Here is a 16,107-nt window from a genome sequence, read left to right as displayed (position 1 = left end):
TCACTCCACCCCGACCAGCAGCGGATAGTGCGGCTGGTCTCCCTCATAGCACTGCACCTCGACGAACGGCCACGCCCCCGCGACGTGCCGCCGCACGGTCTCCCCCAGTCCCGGCGGCGCCCCCTGCCCCGCGATGAGGGTGACCAGCTCCCCGCCGGCCAGCAGCATCCGGTCGAGCAGCAGGCACGCGGTCCGCTCCAGATCCTGCCCGATGAGGTTGACCTCACCGTCGACAATGGCGAGCACGTCACCGAGCTGGCACCGCCCGGCGACGGTGAGCGCCTCCCGGGCCGCGACCGTCAGCTCCGCCGACCTGCACCGCGCCGCGGCCTCCGCCATCGCGATCACGTCGTCCTCGAACCTGCGGCCCGTGTCCCGCACCGCCATCGCCGCCAGCGCCTGCACCGGCGACCGGGTCGGCACGACACCCGCCCTGATCCCGGCCGTCCTGGCCTCGGCCGCCGCCGCGGTGGCGACGGCGAGGACGTTGGGGTCGTTGGGCAGGACGACCACCCTGCCCGCCTCCGTCGCCCGGATCGCCGCGAGCACTTCCGCCGTCGACGGCGTCCCGGTCACGACCGTGGCTCCCTCGGCCGCGAGCAGCTCGGCGAGCCCCCGCCCGGTGCACACGACGACGATCCCCGAGCCTGACCTCTCGGTTTCCGCTGCTGCCGAGGTACGAACGGTGCTCTCCGACCCGGTCGCACCGACCGGACCGGACGGCGCTGACACGTCGGCCGCCCGCCGCTCGGCCATCTGCTCGGCGAACCGCGTCACGGTGATCCTGCTGGGCCGCCCCGCCGCGATCCCGGCCTCGACCGCGGCCCCGACGTCGTTGACGTGGACGTGCACGTGCCAGGTCGGCTCGTCTCCGACGACGACCAGCGAGTCACCGAGAGCGCCCAGCGCCTCCCGCAGCGGCTCGATCGCGGCCGCCGGGGCGTCCAGCAGGAACTGCACCTCATAGCTGAACTCGACCGACCCCGCCTCACGCTCCATCACCCCACCCGGATCGCCGACCCGGACCGGCACATCGACCGGCACCGGCGGCACCTCCCCCGTCAGCGAGGTCACGAACGCCTCCAGCAGCACCACCAACCCGCGCCCCCCGGCGTCGACCACACCGGCCCTCGCCAGCGCCGGCAGCTGCTCAGGCGTCCGCGCGAGGGCGACCCGGGCCCCTTCCGCCGCCGCCCGCGCCACCTCCACCACCCCGCTCAACCCCGCCCCGCCCCGAAGCTCCCGCAACGACCCGCCGGCACCCGCCGCCCCCGCACCGGAATCCCGCGACGACCCGCCGGAACCCTGCGACCCATCCCCGACCGCCGGCAACGACCCACCGAAGCCCGCCAACTCACCACCGGAACCCCGCGACCCACCGTCGATTCCCGGCAACGACCCACCGGAACCCCGCGCCCCGCCCCCGACCCCCAGCGACGACGCGCCGGAACCCCGCGATCCACCGCCGGCCCCCGGCGCCGACTCACCGGAGCCCCAGGAGTCGTCGGCAGAAACCCGCGACGACGCGCCGGCAGCCGCCCGGGCCGCGGCCGACGCCACCGACAGCACCGTGCCCTCCACGGGCGCCGCCACCGCCGCATACGCCGACGCCGCGGCCCGCTCCAGGGCCGCCGCCAGCTCGGCCGGGCCGATCGCGCGCGCCGAGGCCAGGGACGTCGCCAGGCCCTTGAGCAGCTGGGCCAGGATGATGCCCGAATTGCCCCGGGCGCCCAGCAGCGCCCCCCTCGCCGCGACCGCGAGCAGCTCCCCGGCGCCGGCGGAGCCAGGGGCGGCCTCCACGGCGGCCGTGGCGGCGGACATGGTCAGCGCCAGGTTGGTCCCCGTGTCGCCGTCAGGCACGGGATAGACGTTGAGGGCGTCGATCTCGGACCGGTGCCGGCGCAGTGCGTCGAGACCGGCGGCACACCACCGGCGAACAGCAGCAGCATCGACATTCACTGGCACGCGCCAGAGCCTATCGGCGACCACTGACAATTTCCTCGCTCGCCACCCACTCCCCGGCGGCCCCGAAAGGCCGCCGTCCGGGAGCCCGACAAGGGCCGATTGGGAGTCAGCGGGGCTCATCAGGTAACCTTGCGGGGTTGCCCGCCGGTCAGCCGGTCGGTGACACCTGGAGCCCGCCCCCGGCCCGGCCGGTGGAGGGGTCCAGCCCGAGACGCAATCAATCCCAGGAGATCCCCGTGGCTAGCGTGTGCGACGTCTGCGGCAAGGGACCGGGCTTCGGCCACAACGTGTCCCACTCGCACCGGCGGACCAACCGCCGTTGGAACCCCAACATTCAGACGGTGCGCACCCCTGCCGGTGGCGGCACCACGCGGAAGGTGCAGGCATGCACCTCCTGCCTCAAGGCCGGCAAGGTCGTTCGCGGCTGATCGCCTGCACGAGCAGCAAGAAAAGGCCCCGCCGACGGCGGGGCCTTTTCTTGCTGTAGCGCTACAGCGACCGGCCGAACGACCGCACGCTCGGATACCCCTTGTAGTGCCCGAAGTCGGGGATCAGCGTGTAGCCGGCCGACTCGTACAGGGCGATCGCCTCCGGCTGCGCCGTGCCGGTCTCCAGCCAGATCCGCTGCCGGCCGGCCGCGCGGGCGGAGTCCTCGACCGCCGCGATCAGCCGCCGGGCCAGGCCGAGCCCGCGGAACGCCGGGTCCACGTAGAGCCGCTTGAGCTCCGCGGTGCTCTCGTCCTCGGCGAAGGTCCGCCAGCCGCAGCACCCCGCGGGCGCATGGTCGACGTACGCGACGAAGAAGCCGCCCAGCGGCGGGTCGAACTCACCGGGTTCGATGGGGGTGGTGTCCCCGTCGCCGCCGTAGCGCTGGCTCAGATCGGCGAGCGTGGCGCTGATGAGTTCGGTGGCGACCCGCGAGCCGTAGCGGGTCAGTCGGATGTCGAGCTCAGTCACCCGTAAAGGGTATAGATACGATCACTCGTTACCGGAAGTGGTCCCAGCCTGGGGCTCCACCGGTATACCGCCTACCGTCCACGGTCACGCCGTCACCCGCGGTGAAGAGGCTGGGCGCCAGGACCTCGCCCACGACGCGCCAGTCGTCGGGCAGCTCCACGGACGGCGGGAAGGTGGCCGCGATCGCGTGGTCGTCCCCGCCGGCGAGGATCCAGCCATACGGGTCGACGCCGAGCGCGGTCGCCGCGTCGCGCATCTGCTCGGGCACGACGAACGCGGACCGGCGCAGGTCGATCCCGACGCCGCTGGCGGTCGCGATGTGACCCAGGTCGGCGAGCAGGCCGTCGGAGATGTCGATCATGGAGGTGGCGCCGAGGTGGGCGCCGGACGGCCCGGCGGCGTAGGGCACCTGCGGCCGGCGGTGCGCCTCCACCAGCAGCTTCGGGGAGCGGAAGCCGCGGGAGAGGATGGTGTACCCGGCCGCCGCGTAGCCGATCCGGCCGCACACGGCGACCACGTCGCCGGGGCGGGCGCCGGTGCGCACCACGGGCTCGCGGCCCTCCAGGTGGCCAAGTGCCGTCACCGCGATGGTCAGGGTCGGGCTCGCGGACATGTCGCCGCCGACGACGACCGCGCCGACCTTGCCCGCCTCGGCGGAGAGACCGTCCGCGAGCTCCTCCGCCCAGGCGATCTCGAGGTTCGCGGGGGTACAGAGCGCGACGAGCAGCGCCGTCGGCCGGGCCCCCATGGCGGCGATGTCGGCGAGGTTGGCGGCGGCGGCGCGGTGGCCGATGTCGCGGGCGCTGGACCAGTCGCGGCGGAAGTGCCGGCCGTCCACGAGGACGTCGGTGCTGGCCAGGACCCGGCCGTCAGGCGTCGCGACCAGGGCCGCGTCGTCGCCGGGCCCCAGCAGGACCAGGGGCGACGCCGCCCCGAGCCGGGCCGTCACCCGTGAGATGAGCCCGAACTCCCCGGCGGTTGCAACGGTCACCCGTCCTCCAAATCGAACAGAAAACTGAACATTGAATGCGCGATGTTGCGGTTGACGCAGCGTGTTGTGGCACGATCACGCACGGCTGCTGGTCCGCTGTCTCCCATGGTGAGGTAGGTTCAGCGCTGATCAGCGCTCGCGCGGCGCAGGAAGGAGTCGTGTCGTGGTACAGGCATACATCCTGATCCAAACAGAGGTGGGCAAGGCACGCGATGTGGCGACCGCCATCCAGGAGCTGACCGGGGTCGTCCGGGTGGACGCGGTCACCGGGCCGTATGACGTGGTGGTGCTCACAGAGGCGCGCAGCGTCGACGAGCTGGGCAAACTGATCGTCAGCAACGTGCAGCTGGTGCCCGGCATCACCCGCACGCTGACGTGCTCGGTGGTGCACTTATAGATGACGGCGAAGAGCCCCGCCAGGATCGCCACCGTCACCGCGATCCCCGTCGCGCTGCTGGTCGGCGTCCTGGCGTTCTGGCTGCTCGGCGGCTTCCCCAAGGCGGAGGCCACCGGCACCGTCCACACCACCGCCGCGACCATGGACGAGCCCACGGCGGCGGTCTGCCGTGCGCTGGTGGCGCGCATGCCGGAGACCCTCGGCGGGCTGCACCGGCGTCCGGTCAGCGCCGGCACCGAGCAGAACGCGGCCTTCGGCGACCCGGCGATCGTGCTGTCCTGCGGCGCGACCGGTAAGCCGGCGGTCCCGCGCGACGCGCAGCTGCTCGGCGTCTCCGGCGTCTGCTGGTATCCGGAGGAGCACAAGCGGGAGACCGTCTGGACGACGATCGACCGCCGGGTCCCGCTGCGGGTCGTGGTCCCGAAGAAGGCCGACGGCTCGTGGCTGTCGCACCTGTCGGCACCGATCACCGACACGGTGCCCTACGAGGACCCGGGCTCGACGCACTGCTGAGCCGAGCCCGGCATGACGCCGGTCAATGCAGGCCGGTCCCCCGCCGCACCGCCGCCTTGACCAGCTGCGCGATCAGGGTGGTGTACGCGACGCCGCTGGCCTGCCACACCACGGGGAACGCCGCTCCGGGGGCGAAGCCGGGCATGGTGTCGATCCTGTCGAACAGGACGTCGCCGCCGGCGGTGACCGTGCACTCGACCATGGCCAGGCCGGCGCAGTCGAGGGTGACGAACGCCTCCACCGCGAGGTCACGGGCGCGGCGCTCGACGGCACGGTCGAGGTCGGCCGGCGCGGTCACCCGGCCGTCGACGATCTCGCCGGGCACGCTGGACTCGGGCTGCCCCGAGGTGTCGAGGACGCCGACCGTGATCCTGCGGCCGGCGGGGGCGGCGGCGACCACCACCTTCGCGTCGGCGGCGCGGGCCGCGGCGACCGCGGCGGGCAGGTCGGCCCAGTCGGTGATCTCAGTCACGCCACCGGCGCCGCGGGCGGGCCGGACGACGACGGGCAGCCCGAGCCGCTCCCGGTCTGCCTGGGCGACGTCCGAGGAGTCCCTGAGCACCACGTAGGGCGCGACGGGCAGCCCCGACGCCACGGCCAGCTTGCGCAGGAAGTCGTGGTCCATCGCCACCGACGCGGCGAGCACGCCGGAGCCGACGTAGGGCAGGTCCGCCATCTCGAGGAGGCCCTGGATCGTGCCCTCCTCGCCGAAGACGCCCTGCAGGACGGGGAACACCACGTCGATGCCGCCGAGCCGGGCCACCCCGTCGCGGGCGTCGACCACGGTGACGGCGCCGCCGCCCGGCACCAGATCCGTGGACGCCGGCGAGGAGCCCGCCCCCGCGCCGAGCACCCAGCGACCCTCCTGGGTCACCCCGATCGGCACGATCTCGAACTCGTCGGTGTCGAGGGCGTCCAGGAGGTCGGCGGCGCCGACGCTGGACATGGCGTGCTCGGTGCTGCCGCCGCCGAACACGACGGCGACCCGGGTCTTCTCTGGCGTTTCCACGCGCCGACCCTAACCGCAAGGTCAAGCTCGCGCTGTCGGCTGGTCAGCATCCCACGCTGCGTCAGGCGACGGTCGCGTCGAGTGCCTTCCGTACATCGGCGGCCAGGTCATCGGTGTCCTCGACGCCGCACGACAGGCGGATCAGGCCCTCGGGGGTGTCGTCGCCCCACTGCGCCCGCCGGTCGGCGGAGGTGTGCAGCCCGCCGAAGGAGGTGGCGGCGAACACCAGGTCCGCGGCCGTCAGGAACCGGTCGGCGGCGGCCTTGTCGGCGAGCGTGAACGTGACCACGCCCGGGACGCGGCGCATCTGCCGGGACGCGACCTCGTGGGCGGGGTCCTCGGGCCGGCCGGGCCAGCGCACCGAGACGACCGCGGGGTGCGCGGCGAGCACCTCGGCGACGGCGGCCGCGTTGGCGCTCTGGCGGGCCAGGCGCAGGTCGAGGGTGCCGATCGAGCGGTGCGCGAGCCACGCCTCGAACGGGCCGGGCACCGCGCCCGTGGCGCCGCGCCAGCCGGTGAGCGCAGCGGCGAGCTGCGGGTCGCGGGTGCACGCGTAGCCGAGCAGGATGTCGGAGTGGCCGGTCAGAGCCTTCGTGCCGGACGCGACGGAAACGTCGGCGCCCAGGTCGAGGGGGCGCTGCCCGAGCGGGGTGGCCGCGGTGTTGTCGACGGCGACCAGCCCGCCGCCGGCGTGCACGCGCGCGGCCAGCTCGGCGATGTCGCACACGTCGAGCCCGGGGTTGGCCGGGGTCTCGACGAGCAGCAGCCGGACGGCCTCCAGGGCCGGGTAAGGGCCCACGGTCGGCGCCTCGACGACGGTGACGCCGCGTTCGCCGAGGTACGACGCCGCGAACGCCCTGGTCTTGTAGTAGCCGTCCGCGGGCACGACGACGGTGTCGCCGGGGCGCAGCACGCTCAGCAGCACGGCGCTGATGGCGGCCATGCCCGAGGCGAACGTCACACACTCGCCGCCCTCGAGCTCGCCGATCGTCCCTTCCAGGGCGCGCCAGGTCGGGTTGTCGGTGCGCCCGTAGCCGTCGACGCCGGGCTGCGGCCCGAGGACCGGGTCCAGGTGGTACGGCGCGCCGAAGGCCGGTCCGGGCAGGAACGGCCGGCCGGGCACGGCCTCGGGCAGGCCGGCATGCACGACCCGAGTGCCATCACCAGTCATGCGGGAGACCCTACTGATGCTCCGCCGTCGACGGGACGCCGGGCCGCTCCGGCTTGGTCTCGCGGGACATGAGCGCGGCGAGCGCCCTGAGCGGATCGACGCCCTCGTGGCAGACCAGCTCGACCTGCTCGGTGATCGGCATCTCCACGCCGACGCTGTGCGCCAGGTCGCGGATCGACAGGCAGCTCTTGACGCCTTCGGCGGTCTGTCTGGTGGCGGCCTGCGCCTGCTCCAGGGTCTCGCCGCGGCCGAGGTGCTCGCCGAACGTACGGTTGCGCGACAGCGGCGAGGAGCACGTCGCGACGAGGTCGCCGAGGCCGGCGAGCCCGGCGAACGTCATCAGGTTGGCGCCGAGCGCCCCGCCGAGGCGGGTGGTCTCGGCGAGGCCGCGGGTGATCAGCGTGGCCCGGGTGTTGTCGCCGAAGCCGAGCGCGGAGGCCATGCCGTAGGCGAGCGCGATCGCGTTCTTGACGGCGCCGCCGAGCTCGCACCCGATGACGTCGTCGTTGGTGTACGGGCGGAGGTAGCGCGTGCTGATCGCGCGCTGGACGAGCTCGGCACGCCGGATGTCGGTGCAGGCCACCACGGTGGCCGCGGGCTGCTCGGCGGCGATCTCGGGGGCGAGGTTGGGCCCGGTGACGACGGCGATGCGGTCGGGCTCGACGCCGGCGGAGTCGACGATCACCTCGCTCATCCGCTTGAGCGTGCCCAGCTCGATGCCCTTCATCAGGCTGACGAGCGTGGCGTCGGAGCGGATCGTGCCCGCCCAGGCGCCCAGGTTGTCGCGCAGCGTCTGCGACGGCACGGCGAGCACGACCAGGTCGGCGCCGTCGACGGCCTCGGCGGCGTCGTCGGTCGCGGTGATCGCGGCGGGCAGCCACGTGCCGGGCAGGTAGTCCGGGTTCACGTGCCGCTCGCGGATCGCCTCGGCCACGGCCGACCGGCGGGCCCAGACGGTGACGTCCGGGGTGCCGGCGTCGGCGAGCAGCTTGGCGAACACCGTGCCCCACGACCCGGCCCCGAGCACCGCGGCGCGTCGAATGCTCATATGCCCTCCGTCATGCTCGTACGCGATCCTGCGTTGCGCGCGAGATCGCTCATGCGAGCGTCTTGCGCGGCGTCCACAGCGGCGGCGGGGTGCCGCCCCGAATCTCCACGAGCATGTCGCGGAGGTGCAGCATGATGTGGTCGGTGATCTCGTTGAGCGTCTGGGTCGTCGGCTGCGCCTTGTCCCAGGCGGACAGGTCGATCGGGGCGCCGGCGACGATCGTCACGTCGGCGCGGGGCAGCAGCTTCAGCTTGCTGGTGCGCGGGTCGTAGATCCGCTCGGGGCCCCACATGACGATCGGAATCATGGGCGCGCGGGTGTCCAGCCAGAGGCGGGCGGCGCCGGTCTTGCCCCGCATCGGCCACAGCTCGGGCTCGCGGGTCGTGGTGCCCTCGGGGTAGATGACCACGGCCTCGCCGCCACGGACACCTGCCCGGGCGGCCTCCAGGGCCTTCACGGCGTCGGTGGTGCCGCGGTGGACCGGGATCTGGTGGGTGGCCCGCAGCAGGTAGCCCAGCACCGGCACCTTGAACAGGCTCGCCTTGGCCAGGAACGACGGCCAGCGCCCGGCGTCGTAGATGTAGTGCGCGACGGCGAGTGGATCAGCGTGGGAGATGTGGTTGACCACCATGATCACCCCGCCTTCGGCAGGGATGTGCTCCATGCCCGTCCAGGTCCGGCGGGTCAGCAGCTGGATCGTGGGTTTCACGGTCATGACGGCGAAACGCCGCCAGAAGCCGAGCCTCCGGCGCTTCATCTCACCCTCCCCTCACGGTTCTGCTGCGAATCATGCCACTGCCGGGAGCCGTGGCACCGTGTCAGGATGGGTCATGCTCAGCACCTGGGTGGCCACCTGGACGGCGGTCGTGCCCGTCAAGCCGCTCGGTGCGGCGAAGACACGGCTCCGCGGCGCCGTCCCGCGGCCCGCACATCCCGGCCTGGTGCTGGCCATGGCCCGTGACACGGTCGCGGCGGCGCTCGCCTGCCCGTCGGTGGCGCGGGTCGTCGCGGTCTGCGACGACCCGCTGGTGCGGGCGGAGCTCGTCGCCGACGGCGCCACCTGCCTGCCCGACACCCCAGCCGACGGCCTCAACGCCGCGCTGGCCTTCGGTGCGCGGGCCGCGGGGGGCGCGCCCGTGGTCGCGCTGACCGCCGACCTGCCGGCGATGCGCCCCGCCGACCTGGCGGTCGCCCTGGCCGCGGCGGAAGCGCTGGGCCGCCGCGCGTTCGTGCCCGACCTGGAGGGCAGCGGCACCGTGCTGCTCGCCGCGCCCGCCGGGGTGGCCCTGGACCCGCACTTCGGGCCCGGCTCGGCGGCCGCGCACCTGCGCTCGGGCGCGGTCCGGCTCGACGGCGACTGGCCCAGCCTGCGCCGCGACGTCGACACCGCCGCCGACCTCGACGCCGCCGCCGACCTCGGCATCGGCCCCCACACCGGCGAGATCCTCTGCACCCGCGCATGACCCGGACCACCCGCGCGTGACAGCCGACCACCCCGCGCACGACGGCCGGACACCGCGCGTGACGGCCGGACACCGCGCATGACGGTCGAGCGCCGGCGCGTGACGAAAAGCACGCTGCCGCCGTCGAGCAGGCCGGCCGTGGCGACAGTGGCCGCACGGCGGTGACGCGGGACACGCGCCGGAGATCGATGCGCGGTAGCGTGGAGTGATGCAGGGAACCGTGGCGACGTTCGACGACGACACCCGCACCGGCACGGTGCTGCTCGACGACGGTGCTGAGCTGCGATTCCCCGCCGCCGCCTTCGACGCGTCGGGCCTGCGCCACCTCCGTCTGGGGCAGCGGGTCCGCATCGACCAGGACGCCGGCGGCGTCGTCGTCAAGGTCACCCTGCCCACCTTCCCGTAGTCGCCAAGCAGCGGGAAGTTCATGTTCAGATCGGCACAAACGGGCCATGATGATCCGGTGGACGACACGCCGACCGGTCGCAGCCGGCCCCGTAACGCAGCAGCTCGCCCCGACCCGCAGAGCGCGCCCCCCAAGGCCGCACCGCGCAAGGCGGCACCGCGACGGGCGGCTCCTCCGGCCGGCGGCGCGCCACGGGTCCGGCGGGCGACGAAGGCCGCGGCACCAGCACCCGGTGAAGACGTGCAGGCGAGTCAGGCCGAGCCCGAGGAGATCACCATGAGTGAAACGGTGACGGAGCAGTCCCCGCAGGTTCCTACCCAGAAGTCCCCCGCTGAACCACACGCCGGGCACGACGCGCTGGTCGTACCATCCGAGAAACCGCTGCCCGAGGACCGGTATCTCAACCGGGAGCTCTCCTGGCTGGACTTCAACGCCCGGGTGCTGACCCTGGCCGAGGACCCCGCGACCCCGCTGCTGGAGCGCGCGAAGTTCCTCGCCATCTTCGCCAGCAACCTCGACGAGTTCTACATGGTCCGCGTCGCGGGCCTGAAGCGGCGGCTGCAGACCGGCATCCCGGTGCGCCGCCCCGGGTTCCTGCCGCCGACGGAGCAGCTGGAGCAGATCGCGGAGCGCACCACCGCGCTGGTCGCGCGCCAGTCGCGGGTCTTCGCCGAGGAGATCGCCCCGGCGATGGCCGAGGAGCGCATCCACATCGTGCCGTGGAGCGACCTCGACCCGGCCGAGCGGGAGCGGATGCGCACGTCGTTCCGCGAGCAGATCTTCCCGGTGCTGACGCCGCTGGCGGTCGACCCCGCGCACCCGTTCCCCTACATCTCCGGTCTGTCGCTCAACCTGGCGGTCGTGGTGCGGGAGCACGACGGCGGCCCCGAGCTGTTCGCCCGGATCAAGGTGCCCAACAACGTGCCGCGCTTCTACGCGCTGGACCGGACCACCCGCGACGGCGTGCGCACGGTGCGGTTCCTGCCGGTGGAGGAGCTGATCGCCGCGCACCTCGGGCAGCTGTTCTCGGGGATGCAGGTGGTCGAGCACCACCTGTTCCGGGTGACCCGCAACGCCGAGGTCGAGCTGGACGAGGACCGCGACGAGGACCTGCTGCAGGCCCTGGAGCGGGAGCTGGCGCGGCGCCGCTTCGGCCCGCCGGTGCGCCTGGAGGTCGCCGCCTCGATCTCCGACCACGTGCTGGAGCTGCTGGTCCGCGAGCTCGACATGGACTCCCACGACGTGCTGCGGGTGCCGGGCCTGCTCGACCTGACCGCGCTGTGGGAGATCTACAACGGCGTGGACCGGCCGTCGCTGAAGGACCCGCCGTTCGTGCCGGCGACCCACCCGCACTTCGCCGAGGGCGAGACCCCGCGCAGCGTCTTCGCCCGGCTGCGCGACCACGACATCCTGGTGCACCACCCGTACCACTCGTTCTCGACCAGCGTGCAGCGCTTCGTCGAGCAGGCCGCCGCCGACCCCAACGTGCTGGCGATCAAGCTGACGCTGTACCGGACCAGCGGCGACTCCCCGATCGTGGACGCGCTCGTGGACGCGGCCGAGGCCGGCAAGCAGGTCGTGGTGCTGGTCGAGGTGAAGGCCAGGTTCGACGAGAAGGCCAACATCGGCTGGGCGAGGACGCTGGAGCGGGCCGGCTGCCACGTCGTCTACGGCCTCGTCGGGCTCAAGACCCACACGAAGACCGCCCTCGTGGTGCGCCAGGAGGGCAACCACATCCGGCGGTACTGCCACGTCGGCACCGGCAACTACCACCCGAAGACCGCCCGGCTCTACGAGGACTACGGGCTGCTCACCGCGGACCCGGAGGTCGGCGCCGACCTCACCGACCTGTTCAACGTGCTCACCGGGTACAGCCGCCAGACCTCCTACCGCCGGCTGCTGGTCGCGCCGCACGGCGTCCGGCGCGGCATCATCGACCGGATCGACCGGGAGATCTCCCTCGGTGAGCAGGGCCTGATCCAGCTGAAGGTCAACTCGCTGGTCGACGAGGAGATCATCGACTCGCTCTACCGCGCCGGCCAGGCCGGGGTGACTGTCGACCTGATCGTGCGCGGCATCTGCGCGCTGCGGCCGGGCGTGCCGGGACTGTCGGACAACATCCGGGTCCGGTCGGTACTCGGCCGGTTCCTGGAGCACTCGCGGGTGTTCCGGTTCGGCCGGGACGCCGCCGCCGAGTACTGGATCGGCTCCGCGGACCTCATGCACCGCAACCTCGACCGCCGGGTCGAGGCGCTGGTCAAGGTCACCGACCCGGTCGCGGCCGGCGAGCTCGACCGGGTGCTGAAGCTGATGATGAGCGACGACACCGGCGCGTTCGAGCTGGCCGGGGACGGCACCTGGCACCGCCGGCAGGGCAAGAACCCGCAGGAGGCCCTGCTGCGCCGCATCGTCGACCGCGTGGAGCCGACGTGAGCGTGCCGGAGCGCAGCGGAGGGCCGCGAACCAGGATCACAGCGCTGGACTCAGGCCGGCGCCGCAGCGCAGCGGAGGCGGCGGCGTGAGGTTTACGGTCGGGGACGGGTTCACGCTGCCCGACCTGGCCGGCCGCGACGTCGACGCCACCTTCCACGACACCCCGGACGGCGCCCTCGCCCGCGCCGGGGTGTCGCTGCGCCAGAACCGCGACGCCACGTGGACGCTGCTCCTGCCGCGGCGGGGCCGGGAGCTGCACCGCCCGGCCGCGGGTGCCGGCGTCGTCCCGCCGGACCTGCTCGACGCGGTGACCGCGTTCCGCCGCGACGCGGGCCTCGGCGCGGTGAGGACGGTCCGTTCAGCCATTCACGTGTCTTCGGCGGCGGGTGGTGTACTGGCTGAGATCCGCGTCCTGTCCGAGCGCGGGACGGGCCGCCGCCCCCGGCGGGTCGAGGTGCTGCGCGTCGACGGAACGTCCGAGGACCTGGCCCGCATCGCGACCGCGCTGACCGCGGCCGGCGCGGTGCCCGACGCGGACGGCGCCGCGGATCCGCGGCAGGAGCCCGGCGGCACCGCCGGCGAGGTCCTCACCGAGGCGCTGCGCGACGGCGCCGGGCGGATCCTGCGGCACGACCCGTTCGCCCGGCTGCGCGAGACGATGCCCAACGGCGACACCCCCGTGCACCAGATGCGGGTCGGCACCCGGCGGCTGCGCAGCGACCTGCAGACGTTCCAGGCGCTGCTCGACCCGGCCTGGAGCCGGCCGCTGCGGGCGGAGCTGGGCCGGCTGGCCGGCGCGCTCGGCGGCGCCCGCGACATCGAGGTGATGCGGGCCCGGCTGCACGTGACCGCCGGCTCCGACCCGCTCGCGCCGGTGGACGTGGAGTCGGTCGCCCGGATCGACGCCGCGCTCGCCGGGCGCCAGGAGACGGCGCTGTCGGCGCTGGACGAGGCGCTGCGCTCGCCGCGCTACGTGCAGCTCCTCGACGCGCTCACCCGCCCGCCCAGGCTCGTCGGCCGGCACGGGGCACCCGCCGGGCGCGTGCTGCCGGGTCTGGCCCGCAAGCCGTGGCGGCAGCTGGTGACCGGCGCGGACGCGCTGACCCCGGAGCTGCCCGACGACGACTGGCACGAGGTGCGCAAGCTGGCCAAGCGGGCCCGGTACGCGTTCTCCTGGGTGCCCGGCCCCGAGGCCGCGGCGCTGGCCAAGCGGATCGCGAAGGCGCAGAAGGTGCTCGGCGAGCACCAGGACGCGGCGACCGCCGCCGACACGTGGCTGTTCGTGGCACGGTTCCTCGACCGTCGCGACCACCGCCTCGCCGTCACCGCGGGCAGACTGTTCGAGCGGGAGCGGGCCGCGGTCACCCGGGCACGCGCCGCGTTCCCGGCGGTGTGGGCGGCGGTCTGCGAGGAGAACACCACAGCATGGCTGAAGTGAACACGGTCGTCCGCGCGGCGGGTGGCGTGGTGTGGCGCCCGGCGCGGGACGGTGTCGAGATCGTGCTGGTGCACCGCCCGCGGTACGACGACTGGTCCCTGCCCAAGGGCAAGGTCGACCCCGGCGAGCACGAGCTGGCCGCCGCGGTGCGGGAGGTCCACGAGGAGACGCTGGTGCGGGGCGTGCCGCAGGCGCGACTGCCCTCCATCCGCTACCTGACCAGCGAGCCGGGCGTCGAGAAGGTCGTCGACTACTGGTCGATGCGGGCGCTGGTGTGGCAGGACCGGCCGGCGGACGACGAGATCGAGGAGGCGCGCTGGGTGCCGGTCGCACAGGCGCCCGCGCTGCTGAGCTACGCGCACGACCGGGGTGTGGTGAAGGCGTTCCTGGACCTGCCGCCCGTGACGGCGGTGGTCGCCCTGGTGCGCCACGCGCACGCCGGGAAGCGCAAGGAGTGGGCCGGCCCGGACTCGGAACGCCCGCTGGACCCGGCCGGCGTGGGCCACGCGGCGGCACTGAGCGCCCTCCTGCGGCTCCTGCGGCCCGAGTGGGTGGTGTCGGCCACCCCCTTGCGGTGCCGGCAGACGGTGGAGCCGCTGGGGATGCCGTTCGACGTGGACGGCGCGTTCGACGAGGGTGGGTCCCCCGAAGCGGCCGCCGCCGCCCTGCGGGGCATCGCGGCGCGGGGCGGGGCGAGCGTCGTGTGCAGCCAGGGCAAGCTGATGCCGTCGCTGCTGACCGTATTGACCGGACGCACCAATGTGGACTTCCACACCCGCAAGGGCACCGGCTGGATCCTCACCTTCAGCGGTGAGCGGCTCCTCGGCTGGGATCCGGTGCGCCCGCTGCGGGTCTGACGCGCATTCCGACGCACATACGAAAGGGGCGGCGCCGCGAGTTCGCGGCGCCGCCCCTTTTCCGTTGCCCTAAATCACTTGGCGGCGGCCTTCTTGGCGGGCGCCTTCTTGGCGGCCGTCGTGGCGGAGGCGGTGGCCGTCTTGCGCGCGGTCGTCGACGCGGCGGCACGCGTGGTCTTCGCGGCGGCCTTCTTGGCGGGGGCGGCCTTGGTCGCGGCGGCCTTGGCCGGCGCGGCCTTCGCCGCCGCCTTGGTCGCGGTCGCCTTGGTGGCGGCCTTGGCCGGGGCGGCCTTCGCCGTGGTGGCCTTGGCGGTGGTCGCCTTGGCGGTCGTCGCCTTGGCGGCGGCCTTGGCCGGGGCGGCCTTGGCGGTCGTCGCCTTGGCGGCGGCGGTCTTGGTGGCGGCGGCGGCCTTCTTGGCCGGCGCGGCCTTCGGCACCTTGCCGGCGGCGACCATCTCGCGGAAGCTGGCGCCGGCGCGGAACGCGGGCACCGAGGTCTTCTTCACCTTCACGGCCTCACCGGTCCGCGGGTTGCGGGCGGTTCTCGCACCGCGCACGCGCTTCTCGAAGACACCGAAACCGGTGATGGCGACCTTGTCGCCCTTGGTCACGGCGGCCTGAATCTCGGCGAGCACCGCGTCCAGCGCCGCGTTTGCCGACTTCTTGTCGCCCAGGCGAGCGCTGAGCGCCTCGATGAGCTCGGCCTTGTTCACGTTGTTTCCTCCCGTACCAGAAATGAAGTCCCTGTGGGCAAGGTATCCCAACGCTCACAGAATACAAACATATGACGGAAAAGAAATCGTTGTGGAGCAACGGATTCGGCCGGCGGCTCATCGAGACGCCCAGTCAGGGCCTAGTGAACGACGGGTGTCCACTCCGGACGGCCTTGTTCGAAGGCGGTGATGGCCTCCTCGTGGCGCAGTGTCAGACCGATGTCGTCCAGGCCTTCCAGCAGCCGCCACCGGCTGAAATCGTCGATCGGGAAGGCCCATTCACGGTCTCCCGCACGCAACTGCCGATCCTGCAGATCGACCGTTACCGCCAACCGCGGATCCGCTTCGATCGCGGCCCACAGCTCCTCGACGAGTTTCAGGTCCAGCTCGACGGGCAGGAGCCCGGCCTTGAGCGCGTTGCCCCGGAAGATGTCGCCGAAACGCGGCGCGACGACCGCCTTGAAGCCGTAGTTCTGCAGCGCCCAGACGGCGTGCTCGCGCGACGATCCGGTGCCGAAGTCGGGTCCGGCGACAAGGATCGAGGCACCCGCGTACACGGGATTGTTGAGCACGAATGCGGGATCCGAGCGCCACGCGTTGAACAACCCGTCTTCGAACCCGGTTCGGGTGACGCGCTTGAGGTAGACGGCGGGGATGATCTGGTCGGTGTCCACGTTGGACCGGCGCAGCGGGACGGCCGTGCCGGTGTGGACGGTGAACTTCTCCATGTCAGATTCTGCCTGTCT

At 73.3% G+C, this 16,107-nt stretch carries 17 protein-coding genes; 8 read left to right on the top strand and 9 right to left on the bottom strand.

Going from position 1 to position 16,107, the window contains the following annotated elements:
- Window positions 1–1,905 (bottom strand): DAK2 domain-containing protein, encoded by a 1,905-nt coding sequence (locus ACFY3L_RS08305; protein WP_389321120.1) that lies wholly within the window; start codon window positions 1,903–1,905, stop codon window positions 1–3.
- A 296-nt stretch (window positions 1,906–2,201) separates the two neighbouring features.
- Between ACFY3L_RS08305 and rpmB the strand changes: the two genes are divergently transcribed.
- The gene (gene rpmB / locus ACFY3L_RS08300; protein ID WP_033357799.1) at window positions 2,202–2,393 is read left to right on the top strand and encodes a 50S ribosomal protein L28; all 192 of its coding nucleotides are present in this window, start codon (window positions 2,202–2,204) and stop codon (window positions 2,391–2,393) included.
- A 61-nt stretch (window positions 2,394–2,454) separates the two neighbouring features.
- On the opposite strand, the gene ACFY3L_RS08295 is transcribed toward rpmB, so the two are convergent.
- Entirely contained in the window at window positions 2,455–2,922 is a 468-nt protein-coding gene (locus ACFY3L_RS08295) for a GNAT family N-acetyltransferase (protein ID WP_389320109.1), read from the bottom strand.
- A gap of 28 nt (window positions 2,923–2,950) precedes the next feature.
- Window positions 2,951–3,913: a thiamine-phosphate kinase gene (locus ACFY3L_RS08290; protein WP_389320107.1), complete on the bottom strand. Its 963-nt coding sequence runs from the start codon at window positions 3,911–3,913 to the stop codon at window positions 2,951–2,953.
- Window positions 3,914–4,076: 163 nt separating this feature from the next.
- Here ACFY3L_RS08290 and ACFY3L_RS08285 point away from each other — a divergent pair, with 163 nt between their 5' ends.
- Both ACFY3L_RS08285 and ACFY3L_RS08280 read left to right on the top strand, forming a co-directional pair.
- The gene (locus ACFY3L_RS08285) at window positions 4,077–4,310 is read left to right on the top strand and encodes an Lrp/AsnC ligand binding domain-containing protein (RefSeq protein ID WP_203846267.1); all 234 of its coding nucleotides are present in this window, start codon (window positions 4,077–4,079) and stop codon (window positions 4,308–4,310) included.
- Window positions 4,311–4,823 (top strand): DUF3515 domain-containing protein, encoded by a 513-nt coding sequence (locus ACFY3L_RS08280; protein WP_389320103.1) that lies wholly within the window; start codon window positions 4,311–4,313, stop codon window positions 4,821–4,823.
- Between the two features lie 22 nt (window positions 4,824–4,845).
- Here ACFY3L_RS08280 and ACFY3L_RS08275 read toward each other — a convergent pair whose 3' ends face one another.
- From ACFY3L_RS08275 to ACFY3L_RS08260, 4 genes are all read right to left on the bottom strand, one after another.
- Window positions 4,846–5,832 (bottom strand): D-alanine--D-alanine ligase, encoded by a 987-nt coding sequence (locus ACFY3L_RS08275; RefSeq protein ID WP_389320100.1) that lies wholly within the window; start codon window positions 5,830–5,832, stop codon window positions 4,846–4,848.
- Between the two features lie 61 nt (window positions 5,833–5,893).
- Window positions 5,894–7,003, bottom strand: a complete 1,110-nt coding sequence (locus tag ACFY3L_RS08270; protein WP_389320097.1) for a cystathionine gamma-lyase — start codon at window positions 7,001–7,003, stop codon at window positions 5,894–5,896.
- Between the two features lie 10 nt (window positions 7,004–7,013).
- Entirely contained in the window at window positions 7,014–8,051 is a 1,038-nt protein-coding gene (locus tag ACFY3L_RS08265) for an NAD(P)H-dependent glycerol-3-phosphate dehydrogenase (RefSeq protein ID WP_389320095.1), read from the bottom strand.
- 49 nt (window positions 8,052–8,100) lie between these two features.
- Window positions 8,101–8,808 carry a lysophospholipid acyltransferase family protein gene (locus ACFY3L_RS08260; RefSeq protein WP_389320092.1) on the bottom strand — a complete coding sequence of 236 codons (708 nt, stop codon included), beginning with the start codon at window positions 8,806–8,808 and terminating at the stop codon, window positions 8,101–8,103.
- A gap of 73 nt (window positions 8,809–8,881) precedes the next feature.
- Here ACFY3L_RS08260 and cofC point away from each other — a divergent pair, with 73 nt between their 5' ends.
- The 5 genes from cofC (at window position 8,882) to ACFY3L_RS08235 (ending at window position 14,648) form a co-directional block, all read left to right on the top strand.
- Window positions 8,882–9,514 carry a 2-phospho-L-lactate guanylyltransferase gene (cofC, locus tag ACFY3L_RS08255; RefSeq protein ID WP_389320089.1) on the top strand — a complete coding sequence of 211 codons (633 nt, stop codon included), beginning with the start codon at window positions 8,882–8,884 and terminating at the stop codon, window positions 9,512–9,514.
- Between the two features lie 208 nt (window positions 9,515–9,722).
- The gene (locus ACFY3L_RS08250; RefSeq protein WP_389320086.1) at window positions 9,723–9,920 is read left to right on the top strand and encodes a cold-shock protein; all 198 of its coding nucleotides are present in this window, start codon (window positions 9,723–9,725) and stop codon (window positions 9,918–9,920) included.
- A 57-nt stretch (window positions 9,921–9,977) separates the two neighbouring features.
- Window positions 9,978–12,353, top strand: coding sequence for an RNA degradosome polyphosphate kinase (locus tag ACFY3L_RS08245; RefSeq protein WP_389320083.1), 2,376 nt, complete (start codon window positions 9,978–9,980; stop codon window positions 12,351–12,353).
- 85 nt (window positions 12,354–12,438) lie between these two features.
- The gene (locus ACFY3L_RS08240; protein WP_389320081.1) at window positions 12,439–13,791 is read left to right on the top strand and encodes a CHAD domain-containing protein; all 1,353 of its coding nucleotides are present in this window, start codon (window positions 12,439–12,441) and stop codon (window positions 13,789–13,791) included.
- Entirely contained in the window at window positions 13,779–14,648 is an 870-nt protein-coding gene (locus tag ACFY3L_RS08235) for an NUDIX domain-containing protein (RefSeq protein WP_389320078.1), read from the top strand. Before ACFY3L_RS08240 ends, ACFY3L_RS08235 begins: the two co-directional genes overlap by 13 nt.
- A 74-nt stretch (window positions 14,649–14,722) precedes the next feature.
- On the opposite strand, the gene ACFY3L_RS08230 is transcribed toward ACFY3L_RS08235, so the two are convergent.
- Complete coding sequence (locus tag ACFY3L_RS08230; protein WP_389320075.1) at window positions 14,723–15,361, bottom strand: HU family DNA-binding protein; 639 nt, start codon at window positions 15,359–15,361, stop codon at window positions 14,723–14,725.
- Window positions 15,362–15,501: 140 nt separating this feature from the next.
- A complete protein-coding gene (leuD, locus tag ACFY3L_RS08225; RefSeq protein ID WP_389320072.1) occupies window positions 15,502–16,089 on the bottom strand; it encodes a 3-isopropylmalate dehydratase small subunit in 588 nt (195 codons plus the stop codon).
- Window positions 16,090–16,107: the final 18 nt, after the last annotated feature.

Source organism: Dactylosporangium sp. NPDC000521 (genome assembly GCF_042898305.1).
In the GTDB taxonomy this organism is placed as follows: Bacteria; Actinomycetota; Actinomycetes; order Mycobacteriales; family Micromonosporaceae; genus Dactylosporangium.
Note: the sequence above shows the minus strand (reverse complement) of the source record. Positions and strands in the feature narration are given on the sequence as shown.

Bases quoted from the DNA above. Each gene is read 5' to 3' on its own strand.
- ACFY3L_RS08280 (WP_389320103.1), top strand. From the start codon at position 4,311: ATGACGGCGAAGAGCCCCGCCAGGATCGCCACCGTCACCGCGATCCCC.
- ACFY3L_RS08270 (WP_389320097.1), bottom strand. From the start codon at position 7,003: ATGACTGGTGATGGCACTCGGGTCGTGCATGCCGGCCTGCCCGAGGCC.
- ACFY3L_RS08265 (WP_389320095.1), bottom strand. From the start codon at position 8,051: ATGAGCATTCGACGCGCCGCGGTGCTCGGGGCCGGGTCGTGGGGCACG.
- ACFY3L_RS08260 (WP_389320092.1), bottom strand. From the start codon at position 8,808: ATGAAGCGCCGGAGGCTCGGCTTCTGGCGGCGTTTCGCCGTCATGACC.
- cofC (WP_389320089.1), top strand. From the start codon at position 8,882: ATGCTCAGCACCTGGGTGGCCACCTGGACGGCGGTCGTGCCCGTCAAG.
- ACFY3L_RS08250 (WP_389320086.1), top strand. From the start codon at position 9,723: ATGCAGGGAACCGTGGCGACGTTCGACGACGACACCCGCACCGGCACG.
- ACFY3L_RS08235 (WP_389320078.1), top strand. From the start codon at position 13,779: ATGGCTGAAGTGAACACGGTCGTCCGCGCGGCGGGTGGCGTGGTGTGG.
- leuD (WP_389320072.1), bottom strand. From the start codon at position 16,089: ATGGAGAAGTTCACCGTCCACACCGGCACGGCCGTCCCGCTGCGCCGG.